A 19,896-nucleotide genomic window follows, 5' to 3' on the forward strand; every position below is an offset into this window, starting at 1 on the left:
TTTTATTAAATTTGACCACTGATTTGAAAAAAAGCAAGCTGGTTAAATTTTCTTAATTAACAAAAATTAACAAACGATTGGTGTACTTTAGCGCCAATAATTATAGATAAATGAAGCGTATACTACCCGTAATACTATTTTTTGGCCTCTCATCAATGCAGCTTGTCTACGGACAAGACAATGGTGCGTTTAATTTAAATGACCCAGAAAAAATCAGCTATCTCAATCCTAAAAACTATGTAATTAGTGCTATTGATATAACTGGGACACAATTTTTAGATAAAAATGTATTAATTACGATCTCTAAATTGTCAGTAGGTCAATATTTGGAAGTTCCAAGTGAGGCGACCGCAAAAGTAGTGAAGGATATGATGGCTCAAGGCCTCTTTGATGATGTCGAATTATGGGCCGATAAAATTGAAGGTGAAAATATATTTTTGACCATCCGTGTAGTAGAACGTCCTCGTTTAACGCGTATTGATATCAACGGTCTAAGTAAAAGCCAGACCGAAGAAGTTCGCAAACGTTTAAATAGCAACACTGGTAAGATTGTCAACGAAAACTTGATGAACACCACACGTGCTACAATCCAACGCTTCTTAAAAGAAAAAGCTTTTTTATATCCAGAGATCACCCTAAAAACAGTTAAAGACTCGGCACAGGCTAATAATGAAATACTTATTGCAGATGTGGATAAAAAACATAAGGTAAGAGTCAAAAAAATGACTTTTACAGGGAATGAACATTTTTCTCAGCAAGAGTTGAGAAAAATGGCCAAGCCAATCAAGCAAAAAATGTGGTACCGTATTTTCGGTCCTGGAAAATTCAAGGAAGAAAAATACAAAGAAGGTAAAGAAAACCTAATCAAGAAAATGGCCGCCAAAGGCTATCGTGATGCGACGATCTTGAAAGATACGGTTATTCGCGAGGGTGAAAAAAATGTGTTGGTTAATTTTGACATCTATGAAGGTCCTAAATATTATGTAGGTAATATTGTTTGGACAGGTAATGCGAAGTATTCTGACACCTTACTGAATAAAATTTTAGGTATCAAACGTGGTGATGTTTTTTCGGAAGAAAAATTAACAGCAAAATTGATGGGTCCTACAAAGAATAGTGATGACATCTCTTCAATCTATATGAACGATGGTTATCTTACGTTCTCAGTAGACCCCGAACAAACGCGTATTTACAACGATACCATCGATTTGAATTTACGTGTATATGAAGGTGCTCAATATACCATCAATAACGTTATTGTTAAAGGTAATGATGTAACCAACGACCGTGTTGTATTACGTTCTATTTATACAAAACCTGGTCAAAAATTCTCAAAAGAACAAATTATGCGCAGTGTGCGTGAGATTGCGCAATTGGGAAATTTTGATGAGCAAAAGACAAACCCGGTACCGACAAATCTAAATTATGCGGATGGTACAGTGGACATTGTTTATAATGTTACTGAAAAACCTTCGGATCAGGTCGAACTTTCGGGTGGTTATGGTGCCGGTCAGATCATCGGTACCTTAGGTTTAACATTTAACAACTTCTCTACCAGCAATTTCTTTGACAAAAGTTCCTGGAAACCGCTACCTCGTGGAGATGGACAGAAGTTGAGTGTCCGTGGTCAAACTTCGGGTAAACGTTATCAATCGTATAGTTTCTCTTTCTCCGAGCCTTGGTTAGGTGGTAAAAAACCTATTTATTTTGGTTTGAGCGCCTATACTTCGAGTTCATCATATGGTGGATTTAACTACTATACTGGCGAGCAAATTGTTAAGGATTCGGAGTTGAACCGTATTTGGATGACTGGTATTACCGCAACATTAGGTAAACGCTTACAATGGCCAGACAACTGGTTCCAGGCAAACACCTCCTTGTCATTCCAACGTTATAAGCTTCAGAACTATGGAAATTACTTCCTATTTGATAATGGTACAGCCTATAACATCAACTTGACGCAAGAGTTTAGCCGTAATTCGATCGATGCTCCTATCTATCCTACTTCGGGTTCAAACATCAAATTCTCGGTGCAATTGACGCCTCCATATTCATTGTTCAACAACATTGATTATAAAAATGGTTCGGCTCAGGAACGCTACCGTTGGACAGAGTACCACAAATGGAAATTTGACTCGCAGTGGTACGCAAAAATCGTTGGTAAACTTGTTTTCAAAGCACAAGCTCAATTTGGTTTCTTGGGTAAATACTCCAGCAAAACTGAAATATCAACTTTCGAGCGTTTCAAAGTCGGTGGGGACGGTATGCAAGGGTTTGATTACCTACAAGGATCTGAAATTGTTGCATTACGTGGTTATGCAAATGGTGTAATCATTCCTGAAGGAACACAAAATGTGAATGTGGCACGAAATTCAGGTAGTCCAATCTATACGAAATATCAAATGGAATTACGTCACCCGGTGATGTTAAATGATCAGGCAACAGTGTACGTATTGGCTTTCGCTGAAGCGGCCAATACCTGGAACAAGTTCACCGAATACAATCCATTTAAAGTACGTCGTTCTGCAGGTGTTGGTGCCCGCATCTTCTTACCGATCTTCGGTATGCTAGGAATAGATTACGGCCATGCATTCGACCCTATCCCGGGTTTACCGAGCAGTACATGGAAACAAAACTTTACATTTAGTATTATGCAAAATATGGGTGGATTCTAATCTTTGTTGATCCAATCCTATCGAAATAAAATAAAAAGCTATCGCAAGAAATTGTAGATAGCTTTTTTGTTTTAAGATTATTTTCCAGTAAATCATGTATTTTTCTTTCATTTCCACCCGATCGGATTAAATGCCAAATCACCCTATATATCTTATAAATTTTCTTATATTGAGTGCGGTTATGATCACCGAAAAAAGAAGCCATAAACAGCACTCAGGCAACTAGCATTGGAGCATTCTTCAACAAGTTAAATAGTGTTAAACCCGAGAAATATCTGTTAGATTGCTTCTTTTTTCTTATTTTTGAGCCGTAAATTTACGTAGAGCGGTTTTCTCGAATTAAACTTTTGGGATTATCCGAAGTCATAAGGTAAATTAGTGTTAAATAATAAAAGTATAGTCTATAAAAACTTACAGGAAATATGAAAAAAATATTGTTAGTTATAGCTTTTGTAGTCGTGAGTGCTACAGCAACATTTGCCCAACAACTTGCATATGCTGATTCAGAATATATCCTAAAACATATTCCTGAATATACGACTGCACAGAAACAGTTAGATGACCTTTCTAAGCAATGGCAGGAAGAAGTGGATCAGAAATATGCTGAGATTGAAAAACTATATCAGGCTTATCAAAAGGACCAGGTCTTATTAAATGAAGATATGCGTCGTCGCCGTGAGGATGAAATCGTGACAAGAGAAAAAGAAGTAAAAGACTATCAAAAGCAAAAGTTTGGATTTGAAGGTGACCTTTTTAAAAGACGGACTCAATTGATGAAACCTATTCAAGACCGTGTAGCAAAAGCTATCCAAGATGTTGCTTCGGCGCAGGGAATTGATTTTATTATGGACAAGGGCAATGAGTCTACTTTTCTCTATGCCAATCCAAAATTGAATAAAAGTAATGATGTCATTACAAAATTAGGATATAAACCCAATCCGAGTCTTGCAAACTAAGCGGGAGTTTATTATCATTGTGAACACAAATAACAATAGTAGTAATTAATTAGAAAACTAAAAGATTGCCATAAAGATGGCTCATTAGATTAAAATGAAAAGCATGAAAAATTTATTAAAGGGTGCGGTTGCTTTAGTGGCAGTATTTTTCTCAACTCAATTCGCAAATGCGCAGCAAAAAATTGGTCATATCAATTTTGCTGAAATTATTCAGTCTACATCTGAATTTAAAGCAGCTGAAGGGCAGTTGAAAACATTGAGCGATGGTAAAACCAAAGAAATTCAAGATATGGTTACCATCTATCAAACAAAACAAAAAGATGCAAACGATAAATTGCGTAACAGAAGTGAAGCAAATAAAGAAACTGTTGACCCAGAAATCAACAAAATAGGTCAAGAATTACAAGATATTCAGGCTCGTATTCAGACAGCACAACAAGCTGCTCAAGAAGAATTAAACAAAAAAGAAGAAGAATTAATTGCACCTATCCACAGAAAAGTTGGTGAAGCTGTAAATGCTGTTTCTAAAGAAAAAGGCATGGCTTATGTATTTGATATTTCTAGTACAAATATTCCTTATTTCCAAGGTGGAGAAGACTTAACTGCTGCAGTGAAAACAAAATTAGGTATTTCAGCTACAGCTACTCCTGCTGCTCCAGCAAGAAAATAAGCTAGTATACAAGGCAATAAAAAAGGGATTATCGATAGCGATAATCCCTTTTTTATTGCCTATCTATTTCCCAATGGCAAGTAAATCGCAATCAGCGTACAGCGCCGACAGCACCAAATACGCTCCGGTTCTACAGCCAAAAGAATAAGGTAAACTCAAAAGCTTATCGAATCAGTCAAATTATAGTGTAAATAAAAATCTGCTGCTTGATTTTCTTGCATTTACCAGCTAAATTGTAGATATTGGTTCGGAAAACAAACATATCTACCCTAATGAAAACTTCATGGTCCCAAATTTGTTCATTAACTGACGAATATAAGGTACCGAGGAACGCTTCGTCGTTAAAATGATTTTATTCGCATGAAAAAGAAAGTAATTGAGGATAATCCTAAAAAAGAAAGAAAGGTAACTTCCGGTCCTATTCGCGACAAGGAACGCACCAAGGCGCGAATGATCGCTGCTGTCGGAAAGGTAATTCAGAAAAAAGGATACCATGCATTGAATGGGCCTAATATTGCTTTGGAATGTGGACTGAACAAAGCATTAATATGGAATTATTTTGGCGGTCTCGACCAACTGGTGGAAGCTTACCTAACACAAAAAGATTTCTGGCAAATCGGAGACAAGGGTGTACTGGAACAAATGATCACAAACCCGGGCTCCATCAGCATTTCCTTGATAGAAGAATTGCTTCAATCTCAATTTAACACCTTTTTGAAGGATAAAACGAAGCAAAAAGTTATTCACTGGGGCTTAGGCGAAAAGACAAAAGCGCTTAAAAATATAGCCGACAGAAGAGAATTGCTCGGCGAAGAACTATTTAAGCATGTCGATTCAAAATTCGAGAACTCCGAAAACGACCTTAGAGCGACATTGGCGATTTTAGTCAGTTCAATTTATTATTTGAGCCTTCAGGCAAAATCTACAGGTAGTACCTTTTGCGGTATTGATGTAAATACAGAAGCAGGAAAAGAACGGATTCAGAAAACGATGCGTAAAATATTAGAACAGACATTTTCTGATGTTGAGCTGTAGTCTACTCAGATACAACTAGAGAAAACGTCCAAGAAGAAATAATTCCTTCTTGGACGTTTTTCATTACAGCCTAAATTCACCATTAAAAATTTCCAATAATTTATCGTGTTAGGTCCTCATTTTTGATTTATTTTTACTATGTTAGCATAACAAAATAATATAGTATATTTGTTTATAACCAAGATACAAGCATATGATAGGTCAACTAATATTTGCGGTTTGTTTCGCTGTAGCATTGTCCCTTTTTAGTAAAAATGCACAACAGATTTATCGGAATATCAAGCTAGGCAGACCGGCAGATCGTTCGGACAGATCCGCGGAGCGTTGGAAAATGATGCTCCTCGTCGCCTTTGGACAAAAGAAAATGTTTAAGCGAATTTTCCCCGCAGTCCTACATCTATTTGTATACCTTGGATTTGTCATCATCAATATTGAGATGTTGGAGATTGTCATAGACGGGCTTTTTGGTACACATCGTATCTTTTCATTTCTAGGGAGTTTTTATAATTTCCTGATTGGGGCATTTGAATGGCTCGCGCTGGGTGTACTGGTATCCTGTGTCATCTTTTTAATTCGGAGAAATATCGCTAAAGTAGCTCGCTTAAATAGCGCGGAATTGAAACATTGGCCCAAGACGGATGCAAATATTATTTTAATCACAGAGATTCTTTTAATGTCGGCTTTCCTGCTGATGAACGCTTCTGATCTTAAATTGCAACTCTATGGCTTTGCACATTTTAAATCGGTTGGTTCCTTTCCAGTAAGCCACTATCTTCTTCCATACCTTCCAACTTCGACGGAGGCCTTATTTTTAATAGAGCGGTCTTGTTGGTGGTTTCATATCCTAGGTGTACTTGCCTTCTTGAACTACCTCCCCTATTCCAAGCACCTTCATATTATTTTGGCTTTTCCGAACACCTATTTTTCTAATCTGAACGCAAAAGGCAAACTATCCAATATGCCAGCTGTGACCAACGAGGTTAAGGCAATGCTTGATCCGAGTTTCACCCCGCCTCTAGCAGATGCAAATGCACGTTTTGGAGCCAAAGATGTCCAGGATTTAACCTGGAAGAGCCTATTGGATGCATATACCTGTACTGAATGTGGACGTTGTACATCTTCTTGCCCCGCAAATATAACGGGAAAGCTGCTGTCCCCACGAAAAATCATGATGGATACACGGGATCGACTCACTGAAGTGGGTACGAATATCAAAACAAATGGAAGCTTTCAGGATGACGGAAAATCTCTCATTGACACGTACATCAGTCGAGAAGAGTTATGGGCCTGTACAAGCTGTAATGCATGTGTAGAACAATGCCCGGTCAATATTAATCCACTGGATATTATTATTGAGCTACGCCGCTTTGCTGTTATGGAAGAATCACAAGCTCCTGCAAGTATTAACAATATGTTTGGAAATATTGAGAACAATGGTGCCCCATGGAAATATGCACAATTGGACCGCGCCAATTGGACTCAACAACAATAGTTTTATGATGGAAAATGAATTAAAAGTTCCCACAGTTGCAGAACTGTTGGCCAAAGGAGAAACTCCTGATATACTATTTTGGGTAGGTTGTGCAGGGAGTTTTGACGAACGTGCACAGAAAATTACGCGCGATATCTGCAGAATATTACAACATGTCGGTTTAAAATATGCCATCTTAGGTACAGAAGAAAGTTGTACGGGTGATCCTGCCAAAAGAAGTGGAAACGAATTTCTATTTCAAATGCAGGCCATGATGAACATCGAAGTACTCAATGGCTATGAAATCAAAAAAATAGTAACGGCTTGCCCACACTGTTTCAATACCTTGAAAAATGAGTATCCATCCCTAGGTGGCAACTATGAGGTCATTCATCATACACAATTGATCCAAAACCTGATCGATGAAGGAAAATTAAAACCAGCGGACAACAACATATTCAAAGGAAAGAAAATAACGTATCATGATCCTTGTTATCTTGGTCGTGCAAATGAGGTCTATGAGGCACCGAGAAAAGTATTGGAAAGCTTGGATGCCCAGTTGATCGAACTGAAACGTTGTAAGAGCAATGGACTTTGCTGCGGTGCTGGGGGCGGACAAATGTTCAAAGAACCAGAGCCTGGAGCAAAAGACATTAACATCGAACGTATCGAAGAAGTCATCGATGCACAGCCTCAAGTTGTGGCTGCAGCATGTCCTTTCTGTATGACGATGTTAAAAGATGGCGTAAAAATAAAAGAAAAAGAATCAGAGATTGAGGTGTTGGACATTGCAGAAATCACTGCCCGAGCAAATCAATTGTAAATTACATGAATTACGAAATAAAAAGAGGCCCGATCGGATGATCGGGCCTTTTGTGTAGGGAGAAGAATATCTCCTGTCCACGCTTAAATTAGGGGAATCCCAAAGCCGGTTAAAATATAAGGGATTCCCCCGAATCGAAGACCAGCGCTGTATTTATGCTGATCAAACAACTCTAACATCTAGCCATAACAAAGGTATCACCTCTAATTCGATTGATTGTTGTTCATTTCTTCGAAAATGTTGTTCAAAAATTTAAATTTTAAAAAATGACACTTATTTTCCCCCATTCAACTGAATAACCAACTTAAAAGTATCTTTCTCGTCGCGTTAGATAGCACGTGCTTTATCTCATATATGATCATTCGATAGCTTATTACAATAGATTTATAATTCTATCTGCCTTTTCTTTACCATTAAGCCTATAAGTTGTAAGAGCAATGGACTTTGCTGTGGTGCTGGAGGCGGACAAATGTTCAAAGAACCAGAGTCTGGAGCAAAAGACATTAACATCGAACGTATCGAGGAACATCGATGCACAGCCTCAAGTTGTCGTTGCAGCATGTCCTTTCTCTGTATGACGATGTTAAAAGATGGCGTAAAAATAAAAGAAAAAGAATCAGAGATTGAGGTGTTGGACATTGCGGAAATAACTGCCCGAGCAAATCAATTGTAAATTACATGAATTACGAAATAAAAGAGGCCCGATCATACGATCGGGCCTTTTGTGTAGGGAGAAGAATATCTCCTGTCCACGCTTAAATTAGGGGAATCCCAAAGCCGGTTAAAATATAAGGGATTCCCCCGAATCGAAGATCAGCGCTGTATTTATGCTGATCAAACAACTCTAACATCTAGCCATAACAAAGGTACCACCTCTAATTCGATTGATTGTTGTTCATTTCTTCGAAAATGTTGTTCAAAAATTAATCATTGAAAAAAAATGACACTTATTTCCAGCCATTCAACTAAGTAACAAACCTAAAAGCATCTTTCTCGTCGCGTTAGATAGCACGTGCTTTATCTCATAAGTGGTCATTCGATAGCTCATTACAATAGATTTATAATTCTGTCCGCCTTTTCTTTACCATTAAGCCTATAAATTGTAAGAGCAATGGACTTTGCTGTGGTGCTGGGGGCGGACAAATATTCAAAGAACCAGAGCCCGGAGCAAAAGACATTAACATCGAACGTATCGAAGAAGTCATCGATGCACAGCCTCAAGTTGTGGCTGCAGCATGTCCTTTCTGTATGACGATGTTAAAAGATGGCGTAAAAATAAAAGAAAAAGAATCAGAGATTGAGGTGTTGGACATTGCGGAAATAACTGCCCGAGCAAATCAATTGTAAATTACATGAATTACGAAATAAAAGAGGCCCGATCATACGATCGGGCCTTTTGTGTAGGGAGAAGAATATCTCCTGTCCACGCTTAAATTAGGGGAATCCCAAAGCCGGTTAAAATATAAGGGATTCACCCCGAATCGAAGATCAGCGCTGTATTTATGCTGATCAAACAACTCTAACATCTAGCCATAACAAAGGTATCACCTCTAGTTCGATTGATTGTTGTTCATTTCTTCTAAAATGTTGTTCAAAAATTAACCATTGAAAAAAAATGATACTTAGGCCCTTTTCCCAGTGGACGCATATCAACACCATTACGCTGCGCGCTGATATAGCCTCCACGGGAATAGATATCTGGAGATATACCATTATGCCGTTTCTCCCGAAATGTACCACTGCTGTTTCGGGTAGCACTTTCATTGAGGTTGAGTACCACTTGGTCCCTAAAAATCTTGCTGTTCACCACTTGAATATGCTGTGGTATATTTAACAATGAGGCTTCTAGCCGCAATGCTTCCGACAGTTGTTTCGGATTATATCTTTTGTAATACTTCGAACTAATTTCGACTTCGTCAATTCTGAACGATTTCATGGTATCCTGAGATACTGTTTGAGCAATAAGCCCAAACGGAGAAACGATAAAAATACAGGTTAAAAAAACCCGAGATTGTAACATATGGAGGAATAAGAAATTCTGTTACAAATCTCTAAATCGAAATTAAAAAGCGATAAGAATGCTATTAGTCATAAATTAAGAACGGGATTAAGATGACATAAGAATTTATTGAAGTCCTAAATTTCATCCTTCTCAATCCATTTTGGAACAAGTGGTGCTTCATACTGTTGCATCTTCTCGATCAGCTCTTCAATCGTATCAGCGACCAATAACATTGCTCTATTTTCCTGCTTAAGAAGCCCTTCTTCGACCATGTGATCAATAAATTGAATTAGATGATTATAAAATCCATTGATGCTTAATAAACCAACTGGCTTTTTATGTAAACCCAATTGAGCCCATGTAATCATTTCAAAAAGTTCTTCCAATGTACCAAAACCGCCCGGAAGTGCAATAACCCCTTCGGCGTAATCGCTCATAATTCGTTTACGATCATGCATGGTATCTACAGTAATCAGTTTTGTTACACCCCTATGCTCTCTTTCTTTCGAATTCAAAAAATCGGGAATCACACCTATTACTTCACCTCCGTGCGCAAGAGCTCCATTCGCAACAGCGCCCATTAGGCCGACCCTTCCACCACCATAAACCAAACGGATACCATATTCAGCCAAAACCTTTCCCACATAGGAGGCTTGATCTTCATACACGGCCGAATTCCCTAAACTGGATGCACAAAAAATAACAATACTATTAACTTTCTTCATATACAAGTATAGTTAAAAATAAACGGATCAGCTCTTTTTTCTTACGATCTTATCAGCAGGCCTGGATCCCCCCCCCCTAAATATAAAACAAACAAAACACTAATTATCAGATAAATACAACTTTAAACTATCCATTCTTTTTCTCTCGCATATATAAATGTAAAAAAAACACTTAAAATAAATAACACATTTAATATCTTTGATTTACCGGTCTTTTTTATACATAACGGCTAACCAGACAAGCTCATCAGATCTTGTTAATAACAAATTATAATTTCAGTCCATATGATCTTCAAAAACAAATTTTTGCACAGTGCTCTCTTAAGCTTATTTAGTCTGGCGCTATCTGCTCAAACAACTCCTCAATTAAATTATTTCGATTTAAGAGATGTAAGGTTGTTACCTGGTGTTTTTAAACATGCTGAAGACCTGGACATCACTTATTTATTGGAAATGGACCCGGACCGATTGTTGGCTCCATTTTTACGCGAAGCCAATTTACCGCTTAAAAAAGACTCTTATACCAATTGGGAAAATACAGGATTAGATGGCCATATCGGAGGTCATTATCTATCTGCGCTTGCTCATATGTATGCCGCTACAGGAGATCTTCGCATCAAGGAACGCCTGGATTATATGCTGGCCAACTTGAAACGTTGTCAGGAAGCAAATGCAAACGGATACATTGGCGGGGTACCTGGGGGTAAAATTACTTGGACAGAGATTCAACAGGGCCGGATCAACGCCGGCAGCTTTAACTTGAATGGAAAATGGGTACCGCTATATAATATACACAAAACCTATGCTGGCCTGCGAGATGCCTACTTGTTGACAGGCAATGAATCTGCAAAAGACATGCTTATTCAGATGACTGATTGGGCGCTTAAGTTGGTTGGTCAACTTTCCGAAGCTCAAATACAGGAGATGTTACGAAGTGAACACGGTGGACTGAACGAAACATTTGCTGATGTCGCTGCAATTACCCAAAATCAGACTTATCTCGAGCTGGCTCGTAAATTCAGTCATCAATCCATACTTGAGCCCTTATTAACGCATAAAGATCATTTAACAGGATTGCACGCAAATACGCAGATTCCAAAAGTTCTCGGTTTTAAACGTATCGCCGACCTTTCCCACAACGAAAAATGGGCTGAGGCTGTTCGGTACTTTTGGGACAATGTCGTTGAACAGCGCTCGATTGCTATTGGTGGAAATAGTGTGAGTGAGCATTTTAACCCTACGGACGATTTTTCAAAGATGTTATATAGCATTGAGGGACCTGAAACCTGCAATACGTACAATATGTTACGGCTCACAAAAATGCTCTACCAAACTGATCCGCAAGGAAAATACCTCGATTTTTATGAACGTGCTCTTTACAACCACATCTTATCGACACAACATCCCGAACATGGTGGATTAGTTTATTTCACACAAATCCGTCCGGGGCATTATCGCGTTTATTCACAAACACAGACAAGTATGTGGTGCTGCGTTGGATCAGGGATGGAAAACCACGCCAAATATGGTGAAATGATCTATGCACAACGCAACAATGACTTGTTCGTCAATTTGTTTATTCCTTCACGCTTGGACTGGAAAGAGAAAAACACCGAAGTCATTCAAGAAACGAACTTTCCGAAAGAAGCCAATACAAGCATCCGAATCAACCCCAAAAAACCGACTTCATTCAGCTTGTTTATTCGTAAACCCAACTGGCTGACAGCAGCTCCGCATGTATTGATCAATGGAAAGCCTTACCACAATTTCAGTTCAACGAATGATCATATCCAAATCAAACGTACATGGCGAAAGGGAGATATCGTCAGTCTTGAATTGCCTATGGGGATACATACTGAGCAGTTGCCTGATAAAAGCAATTATTATAGTATTTTATATGGACCTCTTGTTTTGGGTGCCCGTACTGGAAAGGAAGATCTTTTGGGACTTCAGGCCGATGACAGCCGAATGGGGCACATTGCATCGGGAAAACAAATCCCTTTACGTGATCTCCCAATTCTTAAAGCTGAGCCGAACAATATTCCGGCACTTGTAAAACCAATAGCATCAAAGCCCTTACACTTTACGCTCTCAGATCTTTATTTGGGAAAAAAAGATATTCAAATGGAACTAGAACCCTTTTTCGGTATTCATGATTCCCGTTATATGATCTATTGGCCTCAAGCAACAGAAAAGGAACTACAGGCGTTACAGGAGAAAATGAACAGTGATGAAATAGAAAGCTTGGCGCTAGCTGCCAAAACAGTCGATAAGGTCGTCGCTGGAGAGCAACAACCGGAATCAGATCACTTTTTTCGCGAGCAAAATAGCAATGCTGGGGCATTCGGCGATACACGTTGGCGCGATACAAAAGACTGGTTTAGTTATGTGATGAAAATAACGCCCGAGACCCAACTGATAGCAATCAAATTGCTGGCAGACAACTCATCAAGGGTAACGGAGGTTATGGTCGATGGTAAAACCATCAGCACACTGGAAGACAAGGATGAGAAGTCAACCATTAAAACAATACGTATACAGCTTCCCAATGAAGGTATAGGGAAAACCAAAATAGAACTAAAAATTAAGGCCGGGGCAGGATCTACGAGTCACAAGATCCTAGAAATCCGGACTCTTCGTCCTGACTAATTGAAACTTTGAGAAAGTTTCAATTAGTCAGGAGTGATTCACTTAGTCTTGATTAACTGAGTTAATCAAGAACAATTCAGTTAGTCAGAAGAGCGCTGTTGTTTTATTTTCCGATTAAAACAACAGCGCCATCCGGTTGTAATGTCAATTTGATGGTCTTTGTTTTGGAAAGTCGAATTTGTTTCTGTTTTGATTCCCGGGCGATGTTATCGTCGATTAGCTGTACCGCATCCGTACTCAACATGGGCAAATTCACCGATACTGTCTTTTCTTTGCCTTCGGCATTTATACCCGCTATATACCATTTATCACTCTTTCTCCGGGCAAGTATGACATATTTACCTGGATAACCATCAATAAAAATTGTTTCATCCCAAGTTGTAGGTACCTGTTTCATAAAATCAATCACATGGGTTGGCATTTCCTGTAAATTATTGGGTGTCAATCCAAAATTTTGCACTGGATTCTGAAATAAAATCGCGGTTGCCAATTGAAATGTTTCTGTCGTTTTGCGAATAGTACCACCGTTATTCTCACGGTTATGACGTTTGTTCAGCAAAACCGGACCAAAATCCATTGCCGCCACGGCATTGCGAATAAATGGATGTAAAGTCGCATTAAAGGCCTCCGTATCATTTGCATGTTGTGTGAAAATCAAGTTTTCGGAGGCCAATACAGCTTCGCTACCCACGAAATTCGGATACATACGCTCCCAACCCCGCGGTAAAGTACATCCATGAAATATAACTGTTAATCCATAATCATTTGCATCCGAAAGAATATCTTCGTAAAGCTTAAGTGTTTCCTGTTTATCACCTCCAAAAAAATCAACTTTGATTCCTTTAATGCCCACACGCTGCATCCATTGCATCTCGGCTTTACGTGCGATCGAAGTATTCATTTTATTTTTTGGTGTTTGCGGTGCGTCGTTCCAGAATCCGTTCGAATTATACCACAGGCAAATACCTACGCCACGCTCCTTTCCATAAGCCACCAATTGTTCAATTTTTTCATGGCCGATCTTAGTATCCCACCAATTGTCGATCAATACAAATTCATAACCCATTGAAGCTGACAGATCAATAAACTTCTTTTGGTCTTCAAAATTAATACTACCATCCTGCCATTCCAGCCAACTCCACGTTGCCCGTCCGAATTCGTATTTCTTCGACGCCGGATATTGCGGCTCAACAACATCGAAAGGAATGGTCGTCTCCACAATGGGTTTTAGATTGCTCCCGATAGTCAGTGTACGCCAAGGTGTATAACCGGGTAATGAAATCGTGGGAGCTGCACGTCCAATGCCATTGTTCTCCCCCTCTTCCGGGAAAGCAATACTATAAAGACCGTCCTTGGTGCCTTCGCTTAACTTGGATGCACAATAAGCACTTGATACACCCGTTTCCGAAATAAGTACCCATCCACGATCCCCAACATGAAAGAGTGCAGGAAAAGTATATCCAATACCATACTTCGAAGGTACCCCTAAGGCCTGATCTGCCTGATACTCCTCTTCATAACTTGGTTTTGTTTTCATCCAGCCTATCATCGGGGAAGCTTGGGCTGTTAAAAATGTTGTTGTAATAAGTGGAAATTTAAAGCCACTCTCCTCCTTTATTAGTGCGAAGTTGGCCGGCTCGCCTACCTGTGGCACATAATATCGGAAGGCAATATTGTTGTTGCTAACACGGAAAGTAACCTCGATCTGCTGCTTTGAAGTATTCTCCAACACATAACGCAATTCATTCGCTTTATACTGTACCTGACTGCGTTTGATTTTTGGCTCGTTATAATTGGTCAAAATTTCACCTCTTTTTTCTGCTATTGGACGCAAATTATCGCTTAAATTTATCGTCTTGCTTTGAAGCCCAAGCGGTGAAGCTTCCAACATTGTCTTTCCTTCCAGTTCAACCTGATAAAATAGATGACCGTTTTTCAGATCCAATTTAACGGTCAAAGTTCCGTCCGGACTCGATACCGATGTCTGCTGTGCTGCGGCAATTGTCCCCAACAAAGATAGCATACATACCAAAGCATAACGTTTTACTGGTAAACGTTTAAAATAGCGCGTATAATTGTGATTTAACATAGATTAACTCAAATAGTCGGTTAGTTATTCTGTTAAAGATAAGGTTTTATTTTAATAAATGTACAAAAAACACTTATTGCAGAATACGTATTTTATCAGGTTGCAATCGACTGCGTCAAATAGGAATCGTCGTCTAATCTGGGAAGGCGCAAACGCAGCTTTTCTTGTCCTATGAGAAGATATACCAAACAAAAATCCCTTATAATTGTAAAGAAATAGTGACATTTATTTTACGATCTTAAAACGTATTAAACTATGAATCTAATTATGAACATGATAGCACTTGCCAGCATAGCAACTGCTACCTTGGCTCCATCATCTGCCAAATCAGGGTCATTGCTCGAGCAAAAGGACCAAAACATTACGCTGATAGAAAAAAAACAGGCTTTAAAACACGATTATGTTGGAACCGACTCGCTATTGCAATATTTTAACCAAACAACTGCGGAGCTTGAAAAGCAGGTTGCGGGTTTAAGCGAAGCGCAGCTCCAATTTAAGCCAGCGCCCGACAAATGGTCGATCAGTCAATGCCTTGAGCATATTATTCGTTCAGAACGAATGATATTTGACATGGCAAAAAAGAGCCTGGATCAAGATCCACAACCTGAAAGGAGAAAAGAGATCAAGATGACCGACGACAATCTAAAAAATGCACTCACAGACAGAAGTCACAAATATCAGGCACCCAAGGAACTCCAACCAGAGGGAATTTATAAAAATGTGAACACCGCTTTGACTGATTTCAATGCCGCCCGCCAACCCGTGCTTGATTACATCAAAAAAGCTGATGCGGAAGATCTCAGAAATCATGTCAGCGATTCCCCAACTGGTCCAATTGATGGTTATCAAGCCCTGATGTTTATTGCTGCGCATTCTGCACGTCATACCAAACAGATCGCTGAAATAAAAGCCGATCCCAATTTTCCAAAACAGTAGAAAGATGAAGAAATTAACTTATCAAATTAAGATCCATGCGCCTGTGCCGCGGGTTTTTAAAACAATGCTTGACAAAGAAACCTATAAACAATGGACCAGTGCATTCAATCCAAGTTCAGATTTCGAAGGCATCTGGGACAAGGGGCAAAAAATTCATTTTACCGGCGTCGATGAAAATGGTGAAAAAGGCGGAATGGTAGCAGAAATCGCCGAATACATTCCAAATTCATATGTGTCTATTCGGCATCTTGGTATCCTAGACAATGGCCAAGAAATTTTATCCGGACCAGCTGTCGAAGATTGGGCTGGAGCATTAGAAAATTATTCTTTTTCGGACATCGAAGGACAAACATTATTGAAAGTAGATGTTGATACAAACGACGAATACATCGATTACTTTAATGAGGCTTGGCCAAATGCTTTGCAACGGCTAAAGGATATTAGCGAAAAGGAATAGGTGAAATACCCTGCATATTGAAGAGCTTTGCGAAATCAATGCGCAAGTCAGAAGCTTGTTGACAAAAGTAAAAACGGCACCTAGATCTGGATGCCGTTTTTTTATCTTGCCTAAGCCTTTTTTCGTTCGTTTACTTTTGTTTTTTGACCCGAATGTCAAATATATTGTAATACCGTAGCGTGCTATAGTCCTTCAGGCTCATAAAGTCATAGGTAAGTGGATAATTAAAGATATTTTCAGTCTGACTCACATAAAGGAGCATATCGCGGAGTGCTATTCCAATAGCCTTGGCTCCTTTCGGATACTGAATAAAACTGTTCTTGCCGCCGCCCCGATAGTAGATCAGCAGATTGCTGCAATCGAGGACTTTGGTATCTACATCATCCAGTGTTTTGCTTTCCAGTATTTTGTCTATTGCCGTATTGAGGCCTGCCCGTGTTGAATCAGTTTCACCCATCAGAATCATATGGGTACCATAAGTCACCGAAGCAAGCACATAGGGAGAGTAACCTGCTTGGGTCAATACAGCTACCTCCGATTCCGGATAAGCATCAAAATACTCTGTGTGGTCAATATAAATTGTAAGCTTATTGACTTTGCCTATACGAAGCGTGCTGTTTTGCTTACTGATCGTCGTTGAGTCGGCATGTTTTACAAGGGATAATGCCTTTTTTACATCCTTCGAATTACCGAGAAATCCCTGTATTTCGGCGTAATCTCCAAAACTGCTCGAAGTAAAGTTCATACTACTTGCCTGTTTCGACTTTTCAAACTTATTGGCATAAGCAAGACCATTTTTATAGCTGGGCTCAAAGAATCCCATATCTACGAGAAGTCATTGTAAGACAAGAAATGGAATTTTACTTTTTTCGCTTTTACTTCCAGGCTTTCTAGCCGTGGGCCTTCAAGGGTGTCTTTGAGACTCCAAAGTCCGCCCAGGAAAACCTTTTCATCAATATTATCATCAGAGAAAAGCTCGCTCATCTGAAATTGTACTTTCCGAATTTCGTACTTATCAGGCGGAACAGTGGGCTCATTCTTAGTGGTATCTGAAGGTGCCACCTCTGGGGGCTCTACGTTTGGCTCGATGGGATCTTTTGTGCAACTTAGCCATATCAGTGCGCTAAGAAGAAGTAAAAAATTTCTAGTGTGCATATTGAAGTTCTTCAGTTCCAAATTCGGTTATCATTAAAAAAGGTTAGCTACACTTTTTTATCTGATAAATTAAATATAATAATCTAAGATAATGTTTTTTTACATCAGTCCAACACGTACCATCCCGTTATAGCATATTTTTACAATTCAAATCAAAACGCTTCAACCTCGTTAAACGAAAAACAAGGTAATAACTTACGCGATAAGACTACCAGTAGTTGATCACAAATCATCAAAGCATACCCTTCCTAGCGTATTATAAGCGAAAAAGCGGGTTAAAAACTGAATTTTCTGCACACCAAAAAGACTTAACAGTCTAACCATTTAGGGCGAAAAAAAAGCGGGGTTTTCACCCCGCTTAAATTAATCGTTTGTAACAGCGCGAAAACGCCGAAACCTATCTGCCGGTTGAAACCAACAGGGATCGACTGCATTAAACACCCCAAAATGCCCTACATGCTTTAAAGAAAGATCCACAACCGCCATTTGTATAGGTGTCTGAAGTATGTGTACCGACCAGTTGCGCCGTGTCATAATCATAAAAACTCAACACAAAAATACAGTGTGTCAATTTTCCTTCGCTTTCTTTGACCTCTTCGGTGACTTTCACGAGTGTATTCGTGTTAGGAAGACGGTAAGTCGTTGTCTTAGCATTGACATTTTCTTTCGGTGCCTTTTCCGTTGTCTTTGCAGAAGCGGCTGTAGATAGCAGTGCAACAGCCATCAAACTCATCATTAATTTTTTCATTGTTTCTATCTTTTTATTAAACCATAACATGCTTTTGAAGCAAGTCTTTATTTTATGGAAGTAAAAATAAAAACACCCTTAATTAATTTTACAGTTATTTATTACCTGTTGCAGTTCGTTCAATATTCGGGGGTTTTAGTCTATTATTCGCAATACAGCTAGGCTTATGGTATAGGTGAATGAAACTATTTAAATCTATGAGCTCTAAAATAGGTTCGTGCTAAACAATGAGTCAGCATACCATGGAGCAAGCATACAATCAAAAAGGTCGGGCTGGGGCATTATTGCTCATAAGACTAATCAGAGTAAAGTTCAAGGAATGATCAGCGAGGAATCTAGTACCGCCAAGGTATCCTGTCCTGACTACATCAACTATACTTCAACAATACTGGAACTATACTGGAAGTGGTAATCCAGCATCTATATATACCGTTATTTTACGTTTGTTCTTGACCTATTTTCTTAGGCAGCGGCTGCGTAAACCGTCCTATAGCTGTGCTATATTTATGAAATTTTTCCAGACGAGTTTAAGTTCTCAAAAATAGAAAAGTTAATGAACGTCTACATTGCTTGTTCTCGTATTTCCCATCAAAAAATCGAACTGTGCTCAATTGACGGATCAGTTTCAAAACCTGTGGACTACGCAAATAATTTGGTCAATCTGAACAGGAAGAAATTGATGTCACCTACACCTCTAAACTGACTTCTGAAAGCTTTTATCTTTGCATTGAAAGATTCTGCTGAAGCATTTGTACTCTTGTTGTCGAAGTAGTTCAATATTTTTTTGTGATGGATATTTATGGTTCTGGAGACGGTGTTGAATGACTTGAAGCCGGCCTGTTCCACTTTATCCGCCCATTTTGCCAACCTTGTAAAGGCGTAGATCTTATCTATGGTGGTGTTGAATATCCAAGAGAGTTCTTGGGATAGCCTGTACGCCTTTTCAATATCGGGATATCGCTCAAAGAGTACAGCAGCCCTTTCTCTTTGCTCGTAAGTCCATTTATGTTCACTTTTATAAAGCAGGTATCGGCTTCTTGCAAGTAACTGTTTGATGGTTTCACTGTTGGATAGGACTTCCGGAAAATAGGTTTCCTTATTCTTTCGTGCTTGGTCAATTGCTTGATTTTCATCGTCAATGGCCTGCCAGCGGTGCTTTATCCTTATTTCCTGAAGCGCTTCGTTAGCAAGTTGCTGAACATGGAAACGGTCTATTACCTGAACAGCATTGGGAAAGCATCTTTTGGCTATCAATCCCATATTACCGGCTAAATCAAGCGTTATCTCTTGAACTTTATTTCGTAATCTCTGTGGGATCTTTTGAAGGATCGGGATAATGTTCTCTGATTTTGTCCCGTTCAGTATGGCTACAATGGTCCCTTTTTTGCCCCGTGCTTCTTTATTGGTGACAACGGTATAGAGCTCGCCATGGGATAGGCAGGTCTCGTCAATAGAAAGATGGCCGCTGACATTCTGTGGGAAGGTCAATCCATCTCGCGCATTTT

Annotated in this window: 16 protein-coding genes and 2 pseudogenes; 11 read left to right on the forward strand and 7 right to left on the reverse strand. The window is 39.2% G+C overall.

The window, feature by feature from the left end; genetic code table 11:
* Positions 1 to 110: 110 nt before the first annotated feature.
* From bamA to AACH28_RS07740, 8 genes and pseudogenes are all read left to right on the forward strand, one after another.
* A complete protein-coding gene (gene bamA / locus AACH28_RS07705; RefSeq protein WP_341832649.1) occupies positions 111 to 2,675 on the forward strand; it encodes an outer membrane protein assembly factor BamA in 2,565 nt (854 codons plus the stop codon).
* A gap of 422 nt (positions 2,676 to 3,097) precedes the next feature.
* Complete coding sequence (locus tag AACH28_RS07710; RefSeq protein WP_046671928.1) at positions 3,098 to 3,631, forward strand: OmpH family outer membrane protein; 534 nt, start codon at positions 3,098 to 3,100, stop codon at positions 3,629 to 3,631.
* A 103-nt stretch (positions 3,632 to 3,734) separates the two neighbouring features.
* A complete protein-coding gene (locus AACH28_RS07715; RefSeq protein WP_341832650.1) occupies positions 3,735 to 4,301 on the forward strand; it encodes an OmpH family outer membrane protein in 567 nt (188 codons plus the stop codon).
* A gap of 360 nt (positions 4,302 to 4,661) precedes the next feature.
* Complete coding sequence (locus tag AACH28_RS07720) at positions 4,662 to 5,336, forward strand: TetR/AcrR family transcriptional regulator (protein WP_205398826.1); 675 nt, start codon at positions 4,662 to 4,664, stop codon at positions 5,334 to 5,336.
* A gap of 193 nt (positions 5,337 to 5,529) precedes the next feature.
* Positions 5,530 to 6,828, forward strand: coding sequence for a 4Fe-4S dicluster domain-containing protein (locus AACH28_RS07725; protein WP_341832651.1), 1,299 nt, complete (start codon positions 5,530 to 5,532; stop codon positions 6,826 to 6,828).
* A 7-nt stretch (positions 6,829 to 6,835) separates the two neighbouring features.
* Positions 6,836 to 7,630, forward strand: coding sequence for a (Fe-S)-binding protein (locus AACH28_RS07730; protein WP_341833108.1), 795 nt, complete (start codon positions 6,836 to 6,838; stop codon positions 7,628 to 7,630).
* A gap of 427 nt (positions 7,631 to 8,057) precedes the next feature.
* Positions 8,058 to 8,303: pseudogene (locus AACH28_RS07735) on the forward strand (heterodisulfide reductase-related iron-sulfur binding cluster); the annotation flags it as partial.
* A gap of 428 nt (positions 8,304 to 8,731) precedes the next feature.
* Positions 8,732 to 8,977 (forward strand): annotated as a pseudogene (locus tag AACH28_RS07740) (heterodisulfide reductase-related iron-sulfur binding cluster); the annotation flags it as partial.
* A gap of 244 nt (positions 8,978 to 9,221) precedes the next feature.
* On the opposite strand, the gene AACH28_RS07745 reads toward AACH28_RS07740, so the two are convergent.
* Together AACH28_RS07745 and AACH28_RS07750 are read right to left on the reverse strand one after the other, a co-directional pair.
* Positions 9,222 to 9,566 carry a hypothetical protein gene (locus tag AACH28_RS07745; RefSeq protein ID WP_341832653.1) on the reverse strand — a complete coding sequence of 115 codons (345 nt, stop codon included), beginning with the start codon at positions 9,564 to 9,566 and terminating at the stop codon, positions 9,222 to 9,224.
* A gap of 200 nt (positions 9,567 to 9,766) precedes the next feature.
* Positions 9,767 to 10,357: a TIGR00730 family Rossman fold protein gene (locus tag AACH28_RS07750; RefSeq protein ID WP_341832654.1), complete on the reverse strand. Its 591-nt coding sequence runs from the start codon at positions 10,355 to 10,357 to the stop codon at positions 9,767 to 9,769.
* Positions 10,358 to 10,642: 285 nt separating this feature from the next.
* On the opposite strand from AACH28_RS07750, the gene AACH28_RS07755 reads away from it, so the two are divergent.
* The gene (locus AACH28_RS07755; RefSeq protein WP_341832655.1) at positions 10,643 to 13,006 is read left to right on the forward strand and encodes a glycoside hydrolase family 127 protein; all 2,364 of its coding nucleotides are present in this window, start codon (positions 10,643 to 10,645) and stop codon (positions 13,004 to 13,006) included.
* 103 nt (positions 13,007 to 13,109) lie between these two features.
* Here the strand turns inward: AACH28_RS07755 and AACH28_RS07760 are convergent, their stop codons facing one another.
* On the reverse strand, positions 13,110 to 15,095 hold the full coding sequence (locus tag AACH28_RS07760) for a glycoside hydrolase family 97 catalytic domain-containing protein (RefSeq protein WP_341832656.1): 1,986 nt from the start codon (positions 15,093 to 15,095) through the stop codon (positions 13,110 to 13,112).
* A gap of 255 nt (positions 15,096 to 15,350) precedes the next feature.
* Between AACH28_RS07760 and AACH28_RS07765 the strand changes: the two genes are divergently transcribed.
* Together AACH28_RS07765 and AACH28_RS07770 are read left to right on the forward strand one after the other, a co-directional pair.
* Positions 15,351 to 16,031 carry a DinB family protein gene (locus tag AACH28_RS07765; RefSeq protein ID WP_341832657.1) on the forward strand — a complete coding sequence of 227 codons (681 nt, stop codon included), beginning with the start codon at positions 15,351 to 15,353 and terminating at the stop codon, positions 16,029 to 16,031.
* A 4-nt stretch (positions 16,032 to 16,035) separates the two neighbouring features.
* The gene (locus tag AACH28_RS07770; protein ID WP_070570483.1) at positions 16,036 to 16,488 is read left to right on the forward strand and encodes an SRPBCC domain-containing protein; all 453 of its coding nucleotides are present in this window, start codon (positions 16,036 to 16,038) and stop codon (positions 16,486 to 16,488) included.
* Between the two features lie 130 nt (positions 16,489 to 16,618).
* On the opposite strand, the gene AACH28_RS07775 is transcribed toward AACH28_RS07770, so the two are convergent.
* The 4 genes from AACH28_RS07775 to AACH28_RS07790 form a co-directional block, all read right to left on the reverse strand.
* Positions 16,619 to 17,311: a hypothetical protein gene (locus AACH28_RS07775; RefSeq protein WP_341832658.1), complete on the reverse strand. Its 693-nt coding sequence runs from the start codon at positions 17,309 to 17,311 to the stop codon at positions 16,619 to 16,621.
* Between the two features lie 2 nt (positions 17,312 to 17,313).
* Positions 17,314 to 17,643 (reverse strand): hypothetical protein, encoded by a 330-nt coding sequence (locus AACH28_RS07780; protein WP_341832659.1) that lies wholly within the window; start codon positions 17,641 to 17,643, stop codon positions 17,314 to 17,316.
* 433 nt (positions 17,644 to 18,076) lie between these two features.
* Complete coding sequence (locus AACH28_RS07785; RefSeq protein ID WP_146753017.1) at positions 18,077 to 18,391, reverse strand: hypothetical protein; 315 nt, start codon at positions 18,389 to 18,391, stop codon at positions 18,077 to 18,079.
* A gap of 639 nt (positions 18,392 to 19,030) precedes the next feature.
* The gene (locus AACH28_RS07790) at positions 19,031 to 19,879 is read right to left on the reverse strand and encodes a transposase (RefSeq protein WP_341831486.1); all 849 of its coding nucleotides are present in this window, start codon (positions 19,877 to 19,879) and stop codon (positions 19,031 to 19,033) included.
* Between the last annotated feature and the right edge of the window lie 17 nt (positions 19,880 to 19,896).

The organism is Sphingobacterium thalpophilum (assembly GCF_038396785.1).
Lineage (GTDB): Bacteria > Bacteroidota > Bacteroidia > Sphingobacteriales > Sphingobacteriaceae > Sphingobacterium > Sphingobacterium thalpophilum_A.